Source organism: Dellaglioa algida, assembly GCF_030127605.1.
In the GTDB taxonomy this organism is placed as follows: Bacteria; Bacillota; Bacilli; order Lactobacillales; family Lactobacillaceae; genus Dellaglioa; species Dellaglioa algida.
The window spans coordinates 200,606-223,019 of sequence record NZ_JANXLE010000002.1 but is presented as its reverse complement, the minus strand read 5'-3'; the positions used below and the strand labels follow the sequence as shown (position 1 = coordinate 223,019).

Sequence of the window (22,414 nt, the reverse complement as noted above, 5' to 3'; positions counted from 1 at the left end):
GTCATAACTAGATGCTTGATGAAGAAGATGAAACTAAATTAGTGATGCAGAAAAGGCAAGGCGTTATTGTTTTTTTATATCATATGAAACAAATTAAGCAATTGAAACGATTTGGAATTATTCAGTACATTTCGAAAAAAATGAAATATGTTGTCATTTATATGAATCAAGAAGACCTACCCGAAACGGTAAAAAAAATTCAAAATTTGAAATTTGTTAAGAAGACAGAAGTTTCCCATCGTCCAGACATCGATATGGATTTTGGGTCCCGTATGGGAGAAAAAGCGTTTAAGCTAACAGATGAAGATCAAGAAAAATTTAAAAATAAAAGTGAGTAAAAAATTATGAGAATAATTTCAGGCGAATATGGTGGTAGAAAGTTAAAAGCAGTTCCCGGTATGGCAACAAGACCAACAACGGATAAAGTCAAAGAATCAATGTTTAATATTATTGGTCCTTATTTTGATGGTGGAAAATCTTTAGACTTGTTTGCAGGTAGCGGTGGACTCAGTATTGAGGCTGTATCCCGAGGTATAGGGCACGCAACTCTAATTGACAAGCAATATCAAGCAATTAAAACAATCAACGATAATATTGCCATTACGAAAGAAGAAGATAAATTTACGGTTTATAAACAAGATGCTGATAAGGCTATTGGACTCTTAAAAGGACGGGAATCATTTGATTTGGTTTTTTTAGATCCGCCTTATAAAACACAAGAAATAATAGATACCATTCAGAAACTTGATAACAGTACACTTTTGAATGGGCAGGCTTTAATTATTTGTGAGACAGATCAGCACGCTAAACTACCTGATGATATTCCTGGATTTAGTTTATTTAGAAGACAAAATTATGGTATCACTCAAGTTACGATCTACCAAAAGGAGAACTAAAATGAATGCAGTTTTTCCGGGAAGTTTTGACCCATTAACGAATGGGCATTTAGATATTATTGTTCGTTCAAGTCAAGTTTTTGATAAAGTTGTTGTCGCGGTTATGACAAATACTAGCAAAAAAGCAATGTTTACGGCAAATGAAAAAGTTGATTTAATAAGTGAGGCTATTTTTGAGTTACCAAATGTAGAGGTGGTTGCCGTTGAATCAGATTTAACAATTAATTTAATGCATAAATTAGATTCTAAAATAATTATCCGTAGCGTAAGAAATAATGCAGATTTTGAATACGAAAAAGATATTGCATTAATGAACAAGGAGCTCGATAGCACAGTTGAAACAATCTTAATGTTGGCAAATTCCAAGTTTGCTCATGTTTCATCTAGTTTAATGAAAGAAATTTTTAAATTTGATGGTGATATATCAAATATGGTGCCGCCTCATGTAAAACAAGCTATGCTTGAAAAGCGTTATGAAAAATAATTTATTTTGGATTCGTTATAAACGGTTGATTCTCATGTTTTTTGGTGTATGTGTGTTGACATTTGTTATATTAATGCCCTTGCCTTATTACATTGAATCACCCGGGACTGCAGAATCTGTTGGTGACCATTTAGTTGTAGATCATAAAAAAGATAACAAAAATGGTGATTTTTTGCTAACAACGGTTTATGTCCAGAAAGCCAGCCCGATGACACTGTTGTACAGTAATCTATTTGGTAAATATGATGAAATTCTGAGTGAAAATGAAGTAACAGGCGGTAGTTCGAATCAAGAATATGATGTTTTACAAAGATATTATATGGCTGATTCAATCAATCAAGCTAAATTTGTGGCTTTTAAGGCAGCCCATAAAAAAGTATCCCTAGAATTTCAAGGCGTTTATGTCATGTCCGTTTTGGAGAAATCTAATTTTTACCGTGATCTTAAGCCAGGTGATGTGATAACTAGCATTGATAATAAAAAATTTGCCAGTGAAAAAGGTTTTATTTCGTATGTTAGTTCCCAAAAAAATGGTCAAAAGGTACGGGTTAAAGTTAAACGTAAAGGTGTTTCAAAAATAGTTGTAGGAAAATTGATGCCTTTAGATAAGACTAAAAAATCGGGATTAGGAATAACTCTAATCAATAAAACCAATGTTGAAACGGAAATACCGGTTAAGGCTAACGTTGCATCATTGGGTGGTCCATCAGGCGGATTAATGTTTACTTTACAAATTTATACCCAGTTGATGGATGTTGATATTAGACATGGACAAAAAATTGCTGGGACCGGAACGATGTCTTCTAACGGTGAAGTGGGAGACATCGGTGGGATAGATAAGAAAATTGTTGCAGCGGATAAAGAAAATGTCTCAATATTTTTTGCGCCTAATAATGAGCTTTTAAGTGCCGAGTTAAAAAGTGACCCTAATGCGTTAAACAATTACCAATTAGCGAAAAAAACGGCAAAACAAATTGGATCTAACATGAAAGTTATTCCTGTTAAAAAATTTAGCGATGCACTAAACTATTTAGAAAATATAAAAAACAGTTCTCATTAATAAGTGAGAACTGTTTTTTTGCGTATTTAATAGTGAACGGGAGGTGAATGAAATGGATCGAATTAAAGAGTTTTGAACTGAACATCAGCGAGTAGTCATAGGTTGTGTTATTGCCGCAATTATAGGCACAATATTTTTACTTTTTACGCTACATGAAAATGGTACAAAAAATGAGTTAGCGGTATCTACCATCTCTAGTGTGACATCATCTAGTTCAGAAAAAAGAAGCAGTAATCATGAGGGATCTTCAGATGGCGCAAAAATTGTTGTTGATATTAAAGGAAATGTAAAGAGTCCGGGTATTTATACAATGAGAGTTGGAATGAGGATTAGTCAGGCAATTGATTCGGCGGGTGGATTTCTGTCTAGTGCGGACCAAAAACAGATTAATTTAGCTCAAAAGGTTACGGATGAGATGATTATTTATGTACCAGCAAAAGGAGAAATAAAATCAAGTCCAGCAGTAATGAATGCCGGGCAAAGTTCTTCTGGAGTAAACACGGAGTCTACCTCAAATAGTAATGAAAAATCGAATGGCGGACAAACGGTCAATCTAAATATGGCAACAAAAGAGCAACTGCAAGAATTGACGGGAATTGGGCCTAAAAAAGCAGAACAAATCTTACAATATAGAGAAGAACATCAATCATTTAAAACTACTGATGAAATAAAAGAGGTTGGCGGTATAGGAGACAAGACATTTGAAAGTCTAAAGGACTCATTATCTGTCTAACTTCTTTTACTAACTTATTTTTGATATACTATAAAAAAATGAAAGAAGGAAATGCATAAATGGCTGATAACAGAATTCCTTGGGACCAATATTTCATGACGCAAGCAGCGTTATTATCACTAAGAAGCACCTGTGAACGATTATCTGTTGGTGCGATACTCGTTAGAGATAAACGCATTATTGCAGGCGGGTATAATGGAGCCGTTTCAGGCGATGTGCACTGCATAGATGAGGGATGTTATCTTGTTGACGGTCACTGCGTTCGAACAATCCATGCAGAAATGAACGCTGTTTTACAATGTGCGAAGTTTGGATCAGTAACTGATAATTCAGAAATTTATGTTACAGATTTTCCTTGTTTACAATGTACGAAGATGCTTCTCCAGTCGGGTGTTAAAAAGATTCATTATTTACGTAATTATCACAACGATGATTATGCTATTTCTTTACTGGAAAGAAATCATGTTAGTTTTGAACAAGTTAAGGTTGATAAAAATTATATTGAAGAAATCGTTCTGAATAAAATCTTTTCCGAATAAAGTCAATTGAAGCAGTTGATCTATTTTTTGTAACGATACTTGTGGGACTAGTTAGTGTGTGGATGGTTACTTTTAATCTAATTTGGATTATTCTTATTGTTATTATTTTTATCCGAATCATCGCATTGAAACGTGCACTTACTATCTATATTTGTTGCGCTTGTATGATTGGTTTTGGAATTTATTTTTATGGGAATACACAAGGAAACCAGAAACAAATACCGATTGAAAAAGAAGTGCATGGTGTTACAATAAAAATTTATCCTGATGATTACTCGACAAATGGAGATTTAGTTAGTTTTGAAGGTCAAATCGTTTCTGATTCACAGAAGATTCGAGGGTTTTATAATTGTAAAACTCAGGCCGAACTTAATCGAATTAAACGTAACCAACAGACACAAATAATTAATGCCGACGTTAAAATACAAATGATAAAACCACCAACAAATGAGAACGAGTTTAATTATCAAAGTTTCATGCGTACTAAATCTATTTACAATGGTTTAACCGTTATAAAAGTTAACAGTAAACTAAGTAATCAGGTAACGTTTTCGATTGAAACTGTCCTGAACAAGTTACATGAAATACGTGCTCAACTAAAAAGTTATTTTAGTTCGTTATCAAATCCGCTTGATAAATTTTTAAATGCCTTAATAATTGGTGATAAAACGCAAGATTTTAATCAAGATTTAGAGTCAGTTAGACAATTAGGATTAATTCATCTTTTCTGTTTATCAGGGTTACACGTGTACTATTTTGTGATGCTGATAGGGACACTAGGAAATTGGCTGTTCATCCCAAGAGAAACGATGAATAAAATAGTTCTTTTGTTACTACCGTGTTATTTAGTCATTGCAGGGGAATCAAGTAGTTTACGACGCGCAATTTTTATGTGTATGGTTCAAATTGCCTGTGAATTAATGGGTAAACCTGTTCAAGGAATTATTATCTGGTGTCTCGCTTTATTAATGGGTCTACTAATTGAACCTCAACTACTATTAACCTTTGGGGGACAACTTAGTTACTTGATGTCTTTACTGTTAATTTTTATGGAAAACAAAGGTAATTTTGAATCAGGCGTATGGCTGAATTTGTTTAGTCTACCGTTTATTTTATTTAACGTGTACCAGTGGAATGTATTATCAATTGTACTCAGCATATTTATAATTCCGGTCTTTGAGTTTTTAATTTTACCGATTGTGATTTGTGGCGGGATAATAGGTCATCATTTTCAGAATATAACTGAATTAATAAATAATTTACTAAATTTATTTATTAATTTCTGTGAGAAATTGGCCAATTTACCTTTGAACATAACTTTTGGGAAACCAGGCTTAATTGCATGCGTTTGCTTACTAATATGCTCCCTTGCTTGTTACCTTCGTCAGGCAAGTATTAAAAGATGGGTTGTTCTTTTTACGTTATATATGGGTCTATTTTTGTGGATACATTTTCCAATGCGACAAGAAGTTGTTTTCTTTGATATTGGGCAGGGAGATTCAACCTTAATAAGGGAACCGTTTAACCAAAAAATAACGTTAATAGATACCGGGGGTAAAGTTCATTTTAAAATGGATGATTGGCGAACGCGAAAAGAATATCAGACTTCTGGCGAGAAAATCATTGCTAATTATTTATTAAGTCAGGGAATTAGTCATTTGGATTATCTATATTTAACGCATCAAGATGCCGATCACATAGGTAATTTTCCATCAATTTTAAAAAAGATTTCTGTTGATAAGATGGTTGTGCCGCTGGGGATGGAGCAATTACCGCAATTTGTTAAAAAAATTAAATCTACTCACGCACCAAAAAAACTGATACCAATGACAGATGCTGGTGAAAAACTAGATTCCGGGTTGACCGTATTACATCCGTTTGTTGCTGGTGCCGGTAAAAATGAAGATTCGTTGGTTTTGTTTGGTGAAATTGGGGGATTTAAGTACTTAATTACTGGAGATTTGGATCAAGCAGGTGAGAAAAAAGTGATTCAAAAATATCCCGACTTACAAGTTTCTATCTTGAAAACGGGACATCATGGAAGTAAGACGGCGACTAATCCTTTATTTGTTGAACAGTTGAAACCAAAGTTGGCGATTATTTCTGCCGGAAAGAATAACAGGTATGGTCATCCCCACCAAGAGACGCTTGAGACTTTAAAAAAATATCGGGTGCCTTTTGTAAGCACGGCAGAGCATGGTATGATAAGTATTAGGAAGTTTCAGAATAACAAAGAAAAGATTGAAGTTTTTAACAATGAAAAGAGCTGATAGATATGAACTCACAATCAATAATTAAATCCTTATCCCTTGAAAATGTGCAGCCGGTGAATCTTGTATTAGGTAACGAAACATATTTAATGGAGGACGTGAAGAAGGCGTTCACTAACTTAATACCAGAAGAAGAGAGAACGATGAACCTTGGAAAATATGATATGGAAGAGGTCCCGCTGGCTAAAGCGTTAGATGACGCAATGTCCGTTCCCTTTTTTGGTGATAAAAGACTTGTTTTTATTCAGAATCCTTATTTCCTTACATCTGATACTAAAAAAAGAAAAATAGAACATGATATTGAAGGCTTTTTAAATTACCTGACACATCCTGAGCCAACTAGTATCGTGGTTATATTTGCGCCATATAAAGAATTGGACGGCCGAAAAAAAGTTAGTAAACAACTAAAAAAATCGAGTCTGATTATTGATAATCAACCATTAAACGAACGTGGTACACGGCAATTTATTGCCCAGGAGATGGAAAATAAATCTTTTGAGATTGATAAAAATGCATTAGATTTATTTTTAGAAAGAACAAATTCGGAATTATCAATCATTATGAATGAGTTGCCAAAGCTATTTTTATATAATTTTGAGACACATCGTATTACACTTTCATCGGTTGAGAATTTAATTTCTAAGACCTTAGAACAAAATATATTTGATTTAGTGGACGTTGTCATTTCAAATAATATTGAAAAGTCAGTAACTTTATATCATGATTTAATTTTACAAAATGAAGAGCCCATCAAAATCAATGCGATACTGCTCGGACAATTCAGATTATTACTTCAGGTGAAGATTTTACAAGATAAAGGTTATTCACAAGGCGATTTGGCAAGCGTTTTAAAAGTACACCCTTATCGAATTAAACTGGCACTTCAGAAAGTAAAAAAATTTAATCGACATGATTTACGGAAAATATACCTAGCACTAATTGATTTAGAAAAAACAATGAAAACAACGCAACAAGACCAAGAAGGGCTTTTTTCTTTATTTATGCTTAAAATTAATCAAGTAAATGTATAAAAAAACACCCAGTAGATTATAATCTACTGGGTGTTTTTGAAAACTTATTTAGCGTAACGAGCAGCCATACGAGACTTATCACGAGCAGCTTTGTTTTCTTTGATCAAACCTTTAGAATGTGCTTTGTCGATTGCAGTAATAGCAGCTTTGTATAAAGCATCTACGTTATCGGCGCCGGCAGTCTTAGCTTGTTCAAATTTCTTTACAGCAGTACGCATTGTGCTTAATTGAGCAGCATTTCTAACGTTTGCTTTTTCATTCGTTTTTACACGTTTAATTGCAGATTGAATAATTGGCATTTAAGTCACCTCCACTTATCATGATCACCTTATTGGTTCTCAACAAATATTTCAACAACCATTATTATACCTAACCAATTTAGTTAATGCAACGAAAACTTGTAAAGGATTTTTACTTGATAGTAATTGACAGGTTTCGTAAGTTATAAAAAACTTGCAAAATGTTCTGAATTTTAGTAAAGTTAGATTTGTTCCAAAGAACCTTTAACTTAGTTTGTTGACGTCTCACCGACGACTTACTCGGTTATAGGCATTTAGATTCAGAAAGGTGGGAAACACTAATGGCAATTACAAACGAAAAGAAAACAGAAATTATGAAGGATTATGCTCGTCAAGAAGGCGATACAGGTTCTGCTGAAGTACAAATCGCTGTACTTACTGCAGATATCGTTGAATTGAATGCACATATTGGCGTTCATAAAAAAGATTTCGCTTCACAACGTGGTTTGATGAAGAAAATCGGACATCGTCGTAACCTTTTAGCATATTTACGTAACAAAGATATTCAACGTTACCGTGAATTGATCCAACGCTTAGGTCTTCGTCGTTAAAACTAAAAGCAAAACTCTTATATAGGAGTTTTGCTTTTTTTATTTAGAAAAATTAGAATGACTCGATGTAATAAGTGAGCTAAATGCAAAACGTTCATAAATTTTATGGTATAATTGAGATTCAAATAAAGAAAAAGAAGGTTTTTTTCAATGGACGGATATAGAGTTGCAGTGGTCGGCGCTACAGGCGCCGTTGGAACAAGAATGATTCAAATGCTTGAAGAAACGAGTCTACCTATTGACAGTATTAAATATTTGGCATCTAAACGTTCTGCGGGACAAGTTTTAAAATTTAAGGGTCAGGATGTTACTGTAGAAGAAACAACGCCTGATTCTTTTGAGAATGTTGATTTGGCTTTATTTTCTGCCGGTGGCGGTGTATCAAAAAAATTCGCACCTGAAGCAATTAAACGGGGCGCGGTTGTGGTGGATAACACCAGCGCGTTTAGAATGGATCCAGATGTTCCATTAGTTGTTCCAGAGGTTAACGAGAAGGCGCTTTATGAACATAAGGGCTTAATTGCTAATCCTAATTGTTCAACCATTCAGATGGTTGTGGCTTTGGAACCAATTCGTAAAAATTATGGATTGAAAAAAGTAGTCGTTACGACAATGCAGGCCGTTAGTGGTGCCGGAAACTTAGCTATTCAAGAATTAAAAGATGAAACTCAAGCTTATCTTGATGGTGAAGAGATGCAAGCAGGCATTTTACCCGCCTCAGGCGATAAAAAGCATTATCCTATTGCCTTTAATCCGCTGCCTCAAATTGATGTTTTTGAAGATACGGGCTATACGCATGAAGAATGGAAAATGATTCATGAAACTAAAAAAATAATGTCTGATCAAGATATTCAGGTAACCGCAACTTGTGTGCGCGTACCGGTAGTCGTTAGCCATTCAGAATCCGTATGGTTTGAAATTGAGAGTCATGACGCTTCTGTTAAAAAGATTCAAAATATTCTTTCAGATGCTCCTGGTGTTGTTCTACAAGATGATCCAGAACACCAGATTTACCCACAAGCAATTAACGCTACGGGTAAAAAGGATACGTTCGTCGGTCGCGTTAGAGCTGATTTAGAGCAAAATAACGCATTTCAATTGTGGGTTGTCTCAGACAATTTATTAAAAGGTGCCGCTTGGAATTCAGTTCAAATTGCTGAAAAATTACATGAATTAGACCTACTAAGAGTCCCAAAATAAAAATGAAGGGAGTAAATTAAATGTTTAAAAACGTAGATATTATGACAGCAATGGTAACGCCATTTAATGATCAGAATCAAGTCGACAATGATCGATTAAAAAAGTTAATTGAACACTTAATTTTGACGGGTTCAAAAGGTATTTTAGTCAATGGAACAACTGGCGAATCTCCAACACTGAGTGAAGAAGAAAAAATAAGTTTAATTAAAGAAACTGTAAGTCTTGCGAACGGAAGAGTACCCATTATGGCGGGAACAGGTTCAAATAACACAATGGAAACAATTCGGTTTACGAATGAAGTTGCGAATATTTCGGGTGTGGATGCGGCATTAGTTGTTGTGCCATATTATAATAAGCCTAATCAAAAAGGTATGATTGCGCATTTTGAAACAATTGCTAGTGCAACAGAATTACCCATCTTTATCTATAATATTCCTGGACGTACAGGTGTTACCATGTCTGTTGAGACAATTGTTAAACTATCAGCCAACAAGCAAATTGTCGGCATCAAGGATTGTACAGGTAGTGAAAACTTAAGTATTATTATTGAACAAACGCCTGATGATTTCTTCGTATATACTGGTGAAGATGCTGATAGCTTAACCGCAAAAGTACTTGGTGCTAATGGCGTTATTTCAGTTGCAAGTCATATTTTTGGTAACGAAATGACAAAAATGTACCGGGCTTTGAGCGAAGGAAATATTAAACTTGCAGGAGATATTCAAAGAGAGTTGACGCCAAAAATGGTCGCACTTTTTGCTTTACCTTCTCCAGGTCCGGCTAAAGCTGCTTTAAATTATCGAGGTATCCATGTGGGTGACTGTCGATTACCAATCCAATCGTTGACTAAAGATGAAACGAAGCAATTAATAGAAACATTAAAAATATAAAATATGTAAGAGGTGAAGTAATGAGCAAGGTTAAAATAATTCCACTTGGTGGCGTTCGAGAGAATGGTAAAAATATGTACGTTGTTGAAGTGGACGAAGATTTATTTATTTTTGATTCTGGATTAATGTATCCAGAAAATGGGTTGTTAGGAATTGATATTGTCATTCCTGACTTCAGCTACTTGAGAGAAAATAAAGACCGAATAGTTGGTGTTTTCTTAACTCATGGACATGCAGATGCAATTGGTGCATTAGCATACTTTGTGAGCGAGTTTGACGTGCCCGTTTTTGGGTCAGAATTGACTATCGCGTTAGCAAAAATTAATATTGCGGATGATCCTAAAGCAAGTAAATTTAATGATTTTCACGTTGTTAATGATCAGACTGAAATTGATTTTGGAAAAACGACAATTTCATTCTTTAAAACAACCCATTCAATCCCAGAATCATTGGGAATTGTTCTAGGTACTGATGAAGGTCAAATTGTGTACACAGGTGATTTTAAATTTGATCAAGCTGCGGCACCAGCTTATCAAACAGACTTTGGAAGATTAGCCGAAATTGGTAAAAATGGCGTTTTGGCATTATTGAGTGATTCAGCTAACGCCGAAAATCCTTTTCCAACGGTTAATGAAAGTGCAATAGATGAATATATTAATGAAACTTTTGAATATCAAAAAGGACGCATTATTGTTGCCTGCGTGGCATCAAATATACTCCGAGTACAACAAATTTTAAATGCCGCTAATGAAAGTCATCGTAAAGTGATATTAACGGGCCATGATGTTGAGAAAATCGTTAAAACGGCTATGGATTTGAATAAAATCATTCTTCCTGATGAGAAATTGATTGTTCCAATGAGTGATATTAGTAAATATGATGATGATCAATTAATAATCCTGGAAACTGGCAAGATGGGTGAACCCTTAAAATCATTACAACGAATGGCTTTAAATCAACATGAATCTATTAATATTCATGAAGGAGATCTTGTCTTCATTACAACGACGACATCAAAGGCTATGGAAACAAATGTTGCAAAAACAAGGGATCTTATTTATCGTGCGGGAGCTGATGTGAAAGCCATTTCTGACGAACTAAATTCGTCAGGCCATGCTGGACAAAATGACTTGCAATTAATGATTAACTTAATGAAACCTAAATATCTGGTACCCATTCAGGGCGAGTATCGTTTACTCGCGGCGCACGCCGATTTGGCCCATACTTTAGGGATGCCATATGACCATATCTTCATTACTGGTAAAGGTGACGTTTTAAGTTACTCAGAAGGTAAAATGAATTTAGGCTCGCAAGTTGAAGCTGGTAACACAATGATTGATGGTATCGGTGTTGGTGATATTGGTAATATTGTATTAAGAGATCGTAAAATTCTTTCTGAAGATGGTATTTTTATTGCGGTTGTTACCATTGATCGCAAAAAGAAGAAAATCATTAATAAACCTAAAATTACGTCGAGAGGGTTTGTTTATACAAAAACGAGTCTTGATTTGATTGAAAAAAGTGCAGAAATCGTTTCAGAAACGGTACAAGATAATTTAAACAATAAAGAATTTGATTGGGGACATCTAAAACAGGATGTTCGTGAAAAAATGAGCCATTTCTTATATGAACAAACAAAACGACGTCCAGTTATTTTGCCTGTCATAATGGAAATTAATCAATACCATAGAAAACCATCTAAACCGAAAGAAGTTAAACCGGCCGATGTAAAAAGCAATGAAAAATAAACAAAAAAGATAACACAATGCTGTTATCTTTTTTTTATAAATAATAAATAGAGGACATTATGCCAGATATTATTCCGTTTCCCGACCAAGAAAAACAAAATTATCAATTAGCAAAAAAAGCCATAATTGAAAAAAATTATCAATTAGCAACTCAGCTTTTTACAAAGAACTATATTGGGCATCGAAGCTTTAAAACAAATAAATTATTAGTTAACGCATTGGTTTTAGCTGAGCAATTTGATGAGGCATTAGTTATTGCTGACGAATTTTATGGTGAGTACTTAAAGCGTGGCGATCAATTCGCAATTTATATAAATATTTTGTTGAAAAATAATAAATTTATTCAGGCATGGAAATTGGTCAAACAACAACCTTTTGCGACGCCGATTGTTGAGAATGCAGAAAGCGAATACCGAGAAAATTCAGGCAAGCAGTTAAGACAAAATGAACGACAATTTTCGCATTTAGGCTCAATGGACTTCTTCGGACAGCAACAAATCGTTCAGATCGGGTTAATCTTGCCAAAAAAAGAATTTATTGAGGCATGCCAAATTATATTTATTGATAAAGATGTGCATCCAATCATTAAATCAAGTTTGTTACAGGAAGTTCAGAGCATTCCTAATAATATTGATATATTGGATTATTTATGGATTGACGGTACGCACAAAAAAATAAGCATGAAAAATTTAGTTGCGAATGAAAACGAGCCAGTGGTTCGAAAAATCAATCAATTAACTAAAAATGATGATGGAACCGTTGATGTGCAATTAAATAAATCTTTAAACCACATGTTAAATTTAAAATTAGGAATGATTTATCCCTTTGCAGGGCTGTTTTTGGATGTTGAGGAGGAATGGATTGAGTTGGTTAAGAATGAATTAGGAATTGAATCTACCTTTAAGACCACTGAAAATTTAAAAGATATGATTTCGTTAGATCAATTAATTTCTAGAGAATTAACCGAAATAATGAATTAACAATAGGTAGGGCTAGCCGTTTTTAACAATCTATGATATTCTAACAAGGAATCCAAAATTTCACTTAGATTTAGTTGTATGAGTGTAGATTTAACCAGGTTATTTTAAGACGAGATAAAAAGTTTCAGTATTCTTTAAATAGGTATTTACAAAACTCTAAACAGTCTATATAATATTTTAAGGATTCTTCTTTATTTAAATGATAATGTATTTTGTTATTTAATGGGGAAGTAGTATAATAAAAACAAAGAATCATCAGGGTTAGATTTTCTAAAACTGTTTTATTCTTACAAAAACATTAGGAGGCTCTTATTCATGGCAAAAGAACATTACGAACGAACAAAACCCCATGTTAATATTGGTACTATCGGACATGTCGATCACGGAAAGACAACTTTAACAGCTGCAATCAGTAAAGTATTATCAGACAAAGGTTTCGGTGAAGCAGCAGATTTCGCTTCAATCGATGCCGCACCTGAAGAACGTGAACGTGGTATTACTATCAATACTGCCCATGTTGAATACGAAACAGCTGCACGTCATTACGCACATATCGATGCTCCAGGACATGCTGATTACGTTAAAAACATGATCACTGGTGCTGCACAAATGGATGGTGCTATCTTAGTTGTAGCCGCAACTGATGGCCCTATGCCTCAAACACGTGAACATATCTTACTTGCTCGCCAAGTGGGTGTTGACTACCTTATCGTGTTCTTGAACAAAACTGATTTGGTTGATGATGAAGAATTATTAGACCTTGTAGAAATGGAAGTTCGTGAATTATTAAGCGAATACGATTTCCCAGGCGATGATATTCCTGTTATCCGTGGTTCAGCTCTTAAAGCCCTTGAAGGCGATCCAGAAGCTGTAAAACAAGTTGAATTGTTAATGGATACTGTTGATTCATACATCCCAACACCAGTTCGTCCTACAGACCAACCATTCTTGATGCCAGTTGAAGATGTATTTACAATCACTGGTCGTGGTACTGTTGCTTCAGGTCGTATTGACCGTGGTACAGTTAAAGTCGGAGACGATATTGAAATTGTTGGTTTACATGAAGATGTTCTTAAAACAACAGTTACAGGTATCGAAATGTTCCGTAAGACACTTGACGAAGGTGAAGCCGGCGATAACGTTGGTGCTTTACTCCGTGGTATCGATCGCGAACAAATCGAACGTGGACAAGTTCTTGCCCAACCTGGTTCAATCAAGACTCACAAATTATTCAAAGGCGAAGTTTATATCCTTTCTAAGGAAGAAGGTGGACGTCATACTCCATTCTTCTCAAACTACCGTCCTCAATTCTTCTTCCATACAACTGATGTTACTGGTGTTATTGAATTGCCAGAAGGCGTAGAAATGGTTATGCCTGGTGATAACGTTACATTTACAGTTTCATTAATCGCCCCAGTTGCTATTGAAAAAGGTCTTAAATTTACTGTTCGTGAAGGTGGCCGTACTGTTGGTGCCGGAGTTGTTTCAGAAATTGACGATTAATTTTTAATTAAATTAAAAATAAGAAATTCGGAAAGCTTTTGCTTTCCGAATTTTTTTTTATAATCATTTACAATCTAGCAACGATACGGTAAAATAGACAAGTATATAAAGAGTACGAATATAAAATTTTTGTTCTATCGGAGGGAAAACAATGTCAGCAAAATTTGAAAAACAAGGTAAAAACAATGGAGAAATTACATTCGAAATTGAAACTGATAAAATTAAAGAAGGATTAGAAAAAGCTTTCTTAAAAGTTAAGAAAGATTTAACTGTTCCTGGATTCCGTAAAGGAAAAGTTTCACGTCAAGTATTTAACAGAATGTACGGTGAAGAATCATTGTATGAAGATGCTTTAAACATCTTATTGCCAGAAGCATATGAAAAGGCACTTGAAGAAGTTAAAGTATCACCAGTTGATCAACCTGATATTAACATTGACAGTTTAGAAAAAGATTCTACATGGGTACTTAAAGCTAAAGTTACACTTCAACCAGAAGTTGAACTAGGAGATTACAAAGGCCTAACTGTTCCTAAACAATCACGTCGAGTAACGAAAAAAGATGTTGAAGATAACTTAGAAGCAAAACGTCAACAACAAGCTGAACTTGTGCTTAAGGAAGATGAAGCAGCTGTTTCTGGCGATACCGTGATTATTGATTTTGAAGGTAAAGTTGATGGTGTTGCATTTGATGGTGGTAAATCAGAAAACTATACTCTTGAATTAGGTTCAAATTCATTTATTCCTGGATTCGAAGATCAATTAGTTGGACATAAAGCGGGCGAAGATGTGGACGTAACAGTTACATTCCCTGAAGATTACCAAGCAGAAGACTTACGTGGTAAAGAAGCTATATTTGCTGTTAAAGTTCATGAAGTTAAGGGTAAAGAACTTCCAGAAATGGATGATGAATTTGCTAAAGATGTTGATGAAGAAGTTAACACTCTTGAAGAATTACAAGCAAAAACAAAAGATCAAATTAAAGAAACAAAAGATGCAGCGGCTAAGGAAGCTATTCAAGATGCAGCAATCGAATTAGCAGTTGATAATGCTAAAGTTGATGAAATACCTAACTCAATGATTGAAGAAGACGTTCATCGTCAAATGGATCAATACCTTGCAAACATGCAACAACAAGGAATTGATACTAAGATGTACTTCCAATTGACAGGTACAAGTGAAGATGACTTACACAAACAATTTGAAGAAGGCGCAGAACGTCGCGTTAAAACAAACCTTGTGTTAGAAGCTATCGTTGCTGCTGAAAAGATTGAACCTTCAGAAGAAGAAGTTTCATCTGAAATTTCAAACTTAGCAGAACAATATGGTATGGAAGAAGATGCAGTTCGTTCTGCTCTTTCAGACGATATGGTTAAGCATGATATTGCTATCAAAAAAGTTGTTGACGAATTAGCCGAATCAGCAGTTGAAGAAGCTAAAATGAAAAAATAATCCGCTAATTTTGATTAGTTGATTTAAACGAATGAGATTGGGGCGGGTTTTTGGCTTCAGTCTTTTTTGTTAAGCGGATTTAAATTCAAATATTCGCGAAATAGCGGTAAATTTGATAGAATGTATATACGTGAAATAAAAGACTATTAGAGAAAATATGAGGTGAGAGAATGTTTGAAAATACTGAAGAAGGTGGACCCGTGAACTGTTCTTTTTGCGGTAAATCACAAGATCAAGTAATGAAAATTGTAGCTGGTCCTGGCGTATATATTTGTAATGAATGTGTTGATTTATGTAAAGAAATCATCGATGAGGAATTCAGAGAACAAATGTCTTCTGAACCTTTACTTGTGTTGAAACCACAGGCAATTATGAATAAACTTAATAATTATGTAATTGGGCAAGATCAATCTAAGAAAACGTTGTCTGTTGCCGTGTATAACCATTACAAACGCGTTAACCATATGCTAGAAGTTGAAGCGGACGATAACGATGAAACTGAATTACAAAAAAGTAATATCTGTTTAGTTGGTCCTACTGGGTCTGGTAAGACGTATTTAGCACAAAGTTTGGCTAAGATTTTAAATGTGCCATTCGCTATTGCAGATGCAACCACATTAACAGAGGCTGGATATGTTGGAGAAGATGTTGAAAATATTCTTTTAAAATTATTACAGAGTGCTGACTACGATGTTGCAAAAGCTGAAAAAGGTATTATTTATATAGACGAAATTGATAAAATTGCAAAGAAAAGTGAAAATGTGTCAATTACGCGTGACGTTTCTGGAGAGGGTGTCCAACAAGCCCTTTTGAAAATTCTTGAAGGTACAGTTGCTAGCGTTCCGCCTCAAGGAGGTCGTAAACACCCTCAACAAGAATTAATTCAAATTGATACTAAGAATATCTTATTTATTGTTGGTGGCGCATTTGCTGGAATTGAAACGATGGTAAAAAATCGTTTGGGCGATAAAACAATCGGTTTTGGAGCTGATTCGGGTACCGAATCAATTGATGAAGAAAATAGTGTCATGCAACAAATTATTCCAGAAGATTTATTGAAATTTGGTTTAATTCCTGAATTTGTTGGTCGTTTACCGATTATGACTGCTTTAGAAGAATTAAAAGAAGATGATTTGGTTAGAATTTTAACGGAACCTAAAAATGCATTGGTTAAACAATATACCAAACTGGTTGAATTAGATGGTGTTACGCTTGAGTTTGAGCCTGAAGCATTATCTAGAGTTGCTGAACTCGCCATTAAACGTGATACCGGGGCACGTGGATTACGCTCGATTATTGAAGAAACAATGCGGGATGTGATGTTTGATATTCCAAGTCAAGAAGATATTGAACGTGTGATTATTACTAAGGCAACGGTAGACCAAACTGAAGGTTCTCTAATAAAAAAAGGTAACACAAAAGCGGCATCTTAAAGTTATTGACCTTCAAAAATAGTGAGTATACGCTAAAAAAAAGATAATGGCTCTTAATCTAAATGTAGTATAATGAATTTAAGGTTAATAATTTTAATAAATAATAAAGGGTGGACGTCATGAATAAAACATTAAAAAAAGCGCTTTTATTTGGGTTTTCTGGGGCATTACTAGGTGGACTTGGCTTATTTAATAAGTCAGTTGAAGCTGCAGCTCCCGCAAATAATATTGGCTACAGTGTACAGAGTATTCAATCTGATAAACAAGTTAAAGAAAGTCTGAAGCAATCGTATTTTGATATGCAGTTAGACGCTAAGGCGGAAGAAACAATTTCTGTTAAAATTTTTAATTCTTCAGATAAGGCATTAAAAATTAGAAATGCTGTTTACACTGCTTCAACTAATGATAATGGGCAACTTGAATACACGAAAAAGTTAGAAAAAAAGGATATTGATAAATCAATGAAATATCCTTTAGCATCATTAACTAAGATGGATTCAGGAAGCGTAGTAACGGTTCCTGCTAAAGGAAGCAAAATTGTTAAGGCCACAATTACCATGCCAAAAGATAGCTTTGATGGTGTTCTATTAGGTAGTTGGTACTTTGAAAAGGTTGATGATTCGGCTAAAGCATCAAGTAATAAAAAAGGGATTTCAATATCAAATGCGTACTCATATGCGATTGGTATTAAGATTTTAGAAAAGAAAACTGTTGAGCCGAATATGAATTTATTATCAGTTAAAGCTGGTATGCGAAACTATCGTAAAGGTGTGTTCCCCGTATTCCAAAATGATACGGCTGTAATTATTCCTAAATTAACGATTAAATCGCAAATTATGAAAAAGGGTTCATCAACGGTCTTACAAGAAACAACGTTAAAAAACCTGTCGATGGCACCTAATTCGAACTTTAAGTTCCCAATGCTCTATGATAAGGGACAATTAGAATCTGGTGACTATACGTTAAAAGCCGTGGCAACGAGTGGTAAAAACACTTGGAATTTTAATAAGAACTTTACAATCACGAATGACGATGCTAGCAAATATAATAAAGAGGCCATCGCTGATCCAAAAAAACCAATGAATCCATTATGGTATGTTGCATTAGGTCTTGGTCTTGCAATCTTATTTGTATTAATCTTTTTCCTTATTAAGAGATATGTTGATAAGAAAAAAGCTGATAAGTAAGTACTTAATATTTTTATTTATTTTGTTTAATATGTTTGCGGCGACCAAGAGCGTGTCTGCGGATATTTTGTATGGGTATGAAACAATACCTGATGCGGTTAACTCGCATGTTAAAAAAGATGGATCAGGATATCAAGCTTACTCTGATGGCGATAACGTGAAGTCACCGTATCTACAAATTGTTGCGACTGACGGATTAACGCCATCGTGGCAGCTAAGAGGTAGGTTAAAATATAGATCAAATGGGATTGTTCGGGTTAACGTGGTACGACCAGAGTTGCAGGCCGGATTAAACAATATACCAGAGACCGATGGTAATCTGATTTCTGGAGATTCAATTAATCTGTTGACGAATGCGAAAGATAGCAGTGGAGAATATTTATTTTATTGGCCTCACACTTTATTTCAAATTTTGACAACGCGGGTTGTAACACATTCTGAAATACAAATGGTCTGGATTATTCAAATGGCCGCAGTAAAATAAAAACATTACAACATTTAGGTAGTCTACTCGATGTTGTAATGTTTTTTTGATTTAGATTAAGTTACATGAACGCATTTTTATATGGTAAAATAGTTTGAGTATTGAAAGGAAGGTGTTTAATATGGATGTTCATAATGTTGAGTTAGTTATGAGTGCCGTTGCACCAGCACAGTATCCAACGGACGGTATTCCTGAGATTGCATTATCGGGTCGTTCAAATGTTGGTAAATCATCATTAATAAATACGTTAATTAATCGTAAAAGTTATGCGAGAACTTCTAGTCAACCTGGAAAAACGCAAACATTAAACTTTTATAACGTGGAACAAGAACTATTTTTTGTAGATGTCCCAGGATATGGGTACGCAAAAGTATCAAAAACGGAACGCGCGAAGTGGGGACAAATGATTGAAACGTACCTGGCCGAACGAACGACGTTGAGAGGCGTTATTTCGTTGGTTGATGCTCGTCATGAGCCGACTAAACTAGATGTTCAAATGGTCGATTTTCTTCATTATTATGATATTCCTGTATTGGTTGTTGCGACGAAAAGTGATAAGATTTCTCGTGGTAAATGGAACCAGCATGAGAGTATTATCCGCCGTTCATTATCTTTGACTCCTGAGGATGATTTTGTATTATTCTCGGCACAAGATAAGTCCGGAAAAGAAGAAATCTGGCAATGGATTGAAAAACATGCGGGATTAGGAGAAAAAAATGGAATTTAATGAATATCAAGAAGCCGCAAATCGTACCTTATACGGGACTGAACAGGTTCTAACTAATTGTGCTTTAGGTGTTGCAGCTGAAGGTGGACAATTGGTTGATCTAATTAAGGACTACACTTTTAAAGGCAGAGAGTTAGATAAGACAAAATTGACTAAAGAAATGGGCGATGTGCTTTGGTACCTATCCCAAATTGCCGAATGGGCAGATATTGAATTTGATGATGTCGCGAAAGATAACATTTTAAAATTAAATAAACGATATCCTGATGGATTCAAAAAATAAAAAAATCTGATAAGCATTATGCTTATCAGATTTTTTTATTTTTTTAGTTTTGATTCCTTTGTGTCAGAGTCAGGTTTTTTTTCTGTTTCTGAAGGTTTAAGTTCAACTTTGGCAGGATTTTTAGGATCAATGGCAAATTTGTCGAATAAACTTTCTAAATTATCTTGGCGCTGGATTTTTAAGCTCATAAATGTAGCCTCCTTATGTAAATATAGAATAACAGTTTCATAAAATGAATACAAGATAATCGAACATTGCATAAAAAGCGTTTTTATTAATAAAATAATGTATAAAAAGAACTTTTTAATGTATTTAATTGCATAAAAAATCTTTAAAGCCTATAATCAATTTATTCACTAATAAGAGAGTTAAAAAAGGGGAGTAAAATTGTGCAAATAAATAAGAAATGGGTCACAGGTATATTAATCGCATTATTAATGTTGTTGATTAACGTTGGTCATGTAAATGCTGCATCAGACACTTCATTAAAAGATGTTAAAGATAAAGGGACATTAGTACTTGGAACAAGTCCTGATTACCCGCCATACGAATTTCAGACAACGGTTAACGGTAATGACAAAATTGTTGGGTTTGATATTTCAATAGCGAGAAAAATAGCTAAAGATATTGGCGTTAAATTAGTCATTAAAAAGATGGATTTTGATTCATTACTTGTGGGTCTTGAAACTCATAAAATTGACATGGTGATTTCTGGTATGAACCCATCAGATGATCGAAAGAAGAGTATTGATTTTTCAGATGTTTATTATAACGGCAAACAAATGATGTTAGTCAATAAAGCGGACAAAGATAAATATAAAAAATTAAACGACTTTTCAGGACTGTCAGTTGGAGCACAAACTGGTTCACTTCAGTATTCAATGAGTAAAGAACAAATTAATAATGTAGATATTAAAGGATTAGCTAAAGTTACAGATTTAATATTGGCACTTAAAAGTGGCAAAGTAACAGGGGTCGCAATGGAAGAACCAACGGCAAAAGCATATGCGCAAAATGATAGTTCATTAGCAGTAGTTGATCCAGGATTCGTTTCTGCAGCCGACGCAAGGGGCGCAGCCGTTGGATTTGCAAAAAAATCAGACACACTCGTGGCGGCCGCAAATAAATCGATTAAAGAAATTAAAGATAAAGATTTAATTAATAAAACATATTTACCCGAAGCAAGTAATTATTTAACTAAAAATACAGCTGATAATACAATGATTCATTATTGGAAATATTTTGCAAAAGGAATTGGGTATACATTACTTATTACAGCAATTTCAGTCGTTGTTGGTGTAATACTGGGAACGTTACTTGCACTTATGCGTTTAGGAAAAAATAAAATTATCAAAGTGATTGCCGTTTCATATATTGAATTTGTTCGTGGTACGCCGTTAATGATTCAAGTGATGTTCGTGTACTTTGGTATTGGAATGATTGTGAACGTTCCAGCGCTACTCGCGGGGATAATTGCAGTATCACTTAATTCCGGCGCATATATCGCGGAAGTGATCCGTTCAGGAATTGGCTCAATTGATGATGGACAAATGGAAGCCGCAAGAAGTCTGGGGCTTTCACAAAAGGAGACCTACAAATCGGTTATTATTCCGCAGGCGCTTAAAAATATTTGGCCAGCATTGGGAAATGAATTTATCACATTAATTAAAGAAAGTTCAATTGTTTCAATTATTGGGGTTACGGATTTAATCTACCAAATGAAGATGGTTCAATCGGCAACTTATAAGGGAATTGCACCTATCTTTGTTGCAATGGTACTCTATTTTGTTCTAACGTTCAGTTTATCTAAATTGTTAAATTACTTCGAAGGGAAGATGAAGCATGTCTAAAATTATAGAAGTTAATAAATTAATGAAGGTTTTTGGAAAGAACGAAGTCTTAAAAGATATTTCTGAGTCTGTCGATAAAGGACAGGTTATATGTGTTATCGGTCCGTCTGGATCTGGAAAAAGTACCTTTTTACGGTGTTTAAATCTACTTGAAGTGCCAACATCTGGGAATGTACTTTTTGAAGGTAAAGATTTAACAAGTTTGAATGAAAAAGATTTAAATCAATTGAGAGAAAAAATGGGTATGGTTTTTCAGGGTTTTAACTTATTCCCTAATATGAATGTTATTGAAAATATAAAATTGGCCCCAATCAAAGTTAAAAATATGTCGGATACAGAGGCTGATAAAATCGCATCTAATCTACTAGAAAAAGTTGGATTAGCAGATAAGGCGGTTCAATATCCAGAGAGTTTATCGGGTGGCCAGAAACAACGAGTTGCGATTGCTAGGGCATTAGCAATGGATCCAGAGGTCTTACTTTTTGATGAACCAACATCGGCATTGGATCCGGAAATGGTCGGAGAAGTCCTAAAAGTCATGAAAACATTAGCCAGCGATGGAATGACGATGGTTGTTGTCACACATGAAATGGGTTTTGCTAGAGAAGTAGCGGATCAAATTTGGTTTATGGATCAAGGGTATATTCAGGAAAAAGGACGTCCAGAAGATGTTTTTGACCATCCAACGTCAGAACGTGCACAAGATTTTTTATCAAAAATATTATAAAAAATAGATTCCAAGTAGACGTTAAGTTTACTTGGAATCTATTTTCTTTATTCAAACAACTGTTCGGGGTATAATTTAAGTATTATCTA

24 protein-coding genes are annotated in these 22,414 nt (G+C 34.6%); 22 read left to right on the top strand and 2 right to left on the bottom strand.

Annotated features, from left to right (window positions below):
• Window positions 1–11 precede the first annotated feature (11 nt).
• The 8 genes from N0K73_RS02820 (at window position 12) to holA (ending at window position 7,013) form a co-directional block, all read left to right on the top strand.
• Window positions 12–338, top strand: coding sequence for a YlbG family protein (locus N0K73_RS02820; RefSeq protein ID WP_057973901.1), 327 nt, complete (start codon window positions 12–14; stop codon window positions 336–338).
• A 6-nt stretch (window positions 339–344) separates the two neighbouring features.
• Window positions 345–896, top strand: a complete 552-nt coding sequence (gene rsmD, locus N0K73_RS02815; protein WP_057973902.1) for a 16S rRNA (guanine(966)-N(2))-methyltransferase RsmD — start codon at window positions 345–347, stop codon at window positions 894–896.
• 1 nt (window position 897) lies between these two features.
• Window positions 898–1,380 (top strand): pantetheine-phosphate adenylyltransferase, encoded by a 483-nt coding sequence (gene coaD, locus N0K73_RS02810; RefSeq protein WP_112250079.1) that lies wholly within the window; start codon window positions 898–900, stop codon window positions 1,378–1,380.
• Window positions 1,370–2,440 carry a SepM family pheromone-processing serine protease gene (locus tag N0K73_RS02805; RefSeq protein ID WP_112250077.1) on the top strand — a complete coding sequence of 357 codons (1,071 nt, stop codon included), beginning with the start codon at window positions 1,370–1,372 and terminating at the stop codon, window positions 2,438–2,440. The genes coaD and N0K73_RS02805 overlap by 11 nt, the downstream gene beginning before the upstream one ends.
• Before the next feature lie 199 nt (window positions 2,441–2,639).
• Window positions 2,640–3,173, top strand: a complete 534-nt coding sequence (locus N0K73_RS02800; RefSeq protein ID WP_284063885.1) for a helix-hairpin-helix domain-containing protein — start codon at window positions 2,640–2,642, stop codon at window positions 3,171–3,173.
• Between the two features lie 59 nt (window positions 3,174–3,232).
• Complete coding sequence (locus tag N0K73_RS02795; protein ID WP_057973906.1) at window positions 3,233–3,712, top strand: ComE operon protein 2; 480 nt, start codon at window positions 3,233–3,235, stop codon at window positions 3,710–3,712.
• A gap of 62 nt (window positions 3,713–3,774) precedes the next feature.
• Window positions 3,775–5,982, top strand: coding sequence for a DNA internalization-related competence protein ComEC/Rec2 (locus N0K73_RS02790; RefSeq protein WP_146744976.1), 2,208 nt, complete (start codon window positions 3,775–3,777; stop codon window positions 5,980–5,982).
• A gap of 5 nt (window positions 5,983–5,987) precedes the next feature.
• Window positions 5,988–7,013, top strand: coding sequence for a DNA polymerase III subunit delta (gene holA, locus N0K73_RS02785; RefSeq protein WP_112250050.1), 1,026 nt, complete (start codon window positions 5,988–5,990; stop codon window positions 7,011–7,013).
• Window positions 7,014–7,057: 44 nt separating this feature from the next.
• Here holA and rpsT read toward each other — a convergent pair whose 3' ends face one another.
• Window positions 7,058–7,312 (bottom strand): 30S ribosomal protein S20, encoded by a 255-nt coding sequence (gene rpsT / locus N0K73_RS02780; protein WP_057973909.1) that lies wholly within the window; start codon window positions 7,310–7,312, stop codon window positions 7,058–7,060.
• A 281-nt stretch (window positions 7,313–7,593) separates the two neighbouring features.
• Here rpsT and rpsO point away from each other — a divergent pair, with 281 nt between their 5' ends.
• The 12 genes from rpsO (at window position 7,594) to N0K73_RS02720 (ending at window position 19,748) form a co-directional block, all read left to right on the top strand.
• Window positions 7,594–7,863 carry a 30S ribosomal protein S15 gene (rpsO, locus tag N0K73_RS02775; protein WP_057973910.1) on the top strand — a complete coding sequence of 90 codons (270 nt, stop codon included), beginning with the start codon at window positions 7,594–7,596 and terminating at the stop codon, window positions 7,861–7,863.
• Between the two features lie 150 nt (window positions 7,864–8,013).
• Entirely contained in the window at window positions 8,014–9,063 is a 1,050-nt protein-coding gene (locus N0K73_RS02770; protein ID WP_112250048.1) for an aspartate-semialdehyde dehydrogenase, read from the top strand.
• A gap of 20 nt (window positions 9,064–9,083) precedes the next feature.
• Window positions 9,084–9,953, top strand: coding sequence for a 4-hydroxy-tetrahydrodipicolinate synthase (dapA, locus tag N0K73_RS02765; protein ID WP_112250046.1), 870 nt, complete (start codon window positions 9,084–9,086; stop codon window positions 9,951–9,953).
• 20 nt (window positions 9,954–9,973) lie between these two features.
• Window positions 9,974–11,701, top strand: a complete 1,728-nt coding sequence (locus N0K73_RS02760; RefSeq protein ID WP_057973913.1) for a ribonuclease J — start codon at window positions 9,974–9,976, stop codon at window positions 11,699–11,701.
• A 59-nt stretch (window positions 11,702–11,760) separates the two neighbouring features.
• Window positions 11,761–12,681 (top strand): hypothetical protein, encoded by a 921-nt coding sequence (locus tag N0K73_RS02755; RefSeq protein ID WP_112250044.1) that lies wholly within the window; start codon window positions 11,761–11,763, stop codon window positions 12,679–12,681.
• Between the two features lie 315 nt (window positions 12,682–12,996).
• Window positions 12,997–14,184: an elongation factor Tu gene (gene tuf / locus N0K73_RS02750; protein WP_057973915.1), complete on the top strand. Its 1,188-nt coding sequence runs from the start codon at window positions 12,997–12,999 to the stop codon at window positions 14,182–14,184.
• 151 nt (window positions 14,185–14,335) lie between these two features.
• Window positions 14,336–15,634, top strand: a complete 1,299-nt coding sequence (tig, locus tag N0K73_RS02745; protein ID WP_112250042.1) for a trigger factor — start codon at window positions 14,336–14,338, stop codon at window positions 15,632–15,634.
• 170 nt (window positions 15,635–15,804) lie between these two features.
• Window positions 15,805–17,067: an ATP-dependent Clp protease ATP-binding subunit ClpX gene (clpX, locus tag N0K73_RS02740; RefSeq protein WP_112250040.1), complete on the top strand. Its 1,263-nt coding sequence runs from the start codon at window positions 15,805–15,807 to the stop codon at window positions 17,065–17,067.
• A 119-nt stretch (window positions 17,068–17,186) separates the two neighbouring features.
• Window positions 17,187–18,254: a WxLIP family cell surface protein gene (locus N0K73_RS02735; RefSeq protein WP_112250038.1), complete on the top strand. Its 1,068-nt coding sequence runs from the start codon at window positions 17,187–17,189 to the stop codon at window positions 18,252–18,254.
• A 52-nt stretch (window positions 18,255–18,306) separates the two neighbouring features.
• Window positions 18,307–18,738 (top strand): hypothetical protein, encoded by a 432-nt coding sequence (locus N0K73_RS02730; protein ID WP_146744975.1) that lies wholly within the window; start codon window positions 18,307–18,309, stop codon window positions 18,736–18,738.
• A gap of 121 nt (window positions 18,739–18,859) precedes the next feature.
• On the top strand, window positions 18,860–19,465 hold the full coding sequence (yihA, locus tag N0K73_RS02725; protein ID WP_057973920.1) for a ribosome biogenesis GTP-binding protein YihA/YsxC: 606 nt from the start codon (window positions 18,860–18,862) through the stop codon (window positions 19,463–19,465).
• Window positions 19,455–19,748 carry a nucleoside triphosphate pyrophosphohydrolase family protein gene (locus N0K73_RS02720; RefSeq protein WP_057973921.1) on the top strand — a complete coding sequence of 98 codons (294 nt, stop codon included), beginning with the start codon at window positions 19,455–19,457 and terminating at the stop codon, window positions 19,746–19,748. The genes yihA and N0K73_RS02720 overlap by 11 nt, the downstream gene beginning before the upstream one ends.
• Before the next feature lie 35 nt (window positions 19,749–19,783).
• Here N0K73_RS02720 and N0K73_RS02715 read toward each other — a convergent pair whose 3' ends face one another.
• Entirely contained in the window at window positions 19,784–19,936 is a 153-nt protein-coding gene (locus tag N0K73_RS02715; RefSeq protein WP_169787606.1) for an SPJ_0845 family protein, read from the bottom strand.
• Window positions 19,937–20,185: 249 nt separating this feature from the next.
• On the opposite strand from N0K73_RS02715, the gene N0K73_RS02710 reads away from it, so the two are divergent.
• Together N0K73_RS02710 and N0K73_RS02705 are read left to right on the top strand one after the other, a co-directional pair.
• On the top strand, window positions 20,186–21,598 hold the full coding sequence (locus N0K73_RS02710; RefSeq protein WP_112250075.1) for an ABC transporter substrate-binding protein/permease: 1,413 nt from the start codon (window positions 20,186–20,188) through the stop codon (window positions 21,596–21,598).
• Complete coding sequence (locus N0K73_RS02705) at window positions 21,591–22,325, top strand: amino acid ABC transporter ATP-binding protein (protein WP_057973922.1); 735 nt, start codon at window positions 21,591–21,593, stop codon at window positions 22,323–22,325. The genes N0K73_RS02710 and N0K73_RS02705 overlap by 8 nt, the downstream gene beginning before the upstream one ends.
• The last annotated feature ends 89 nt before the right edge of the window (window positions 22,326–22,414 follow it).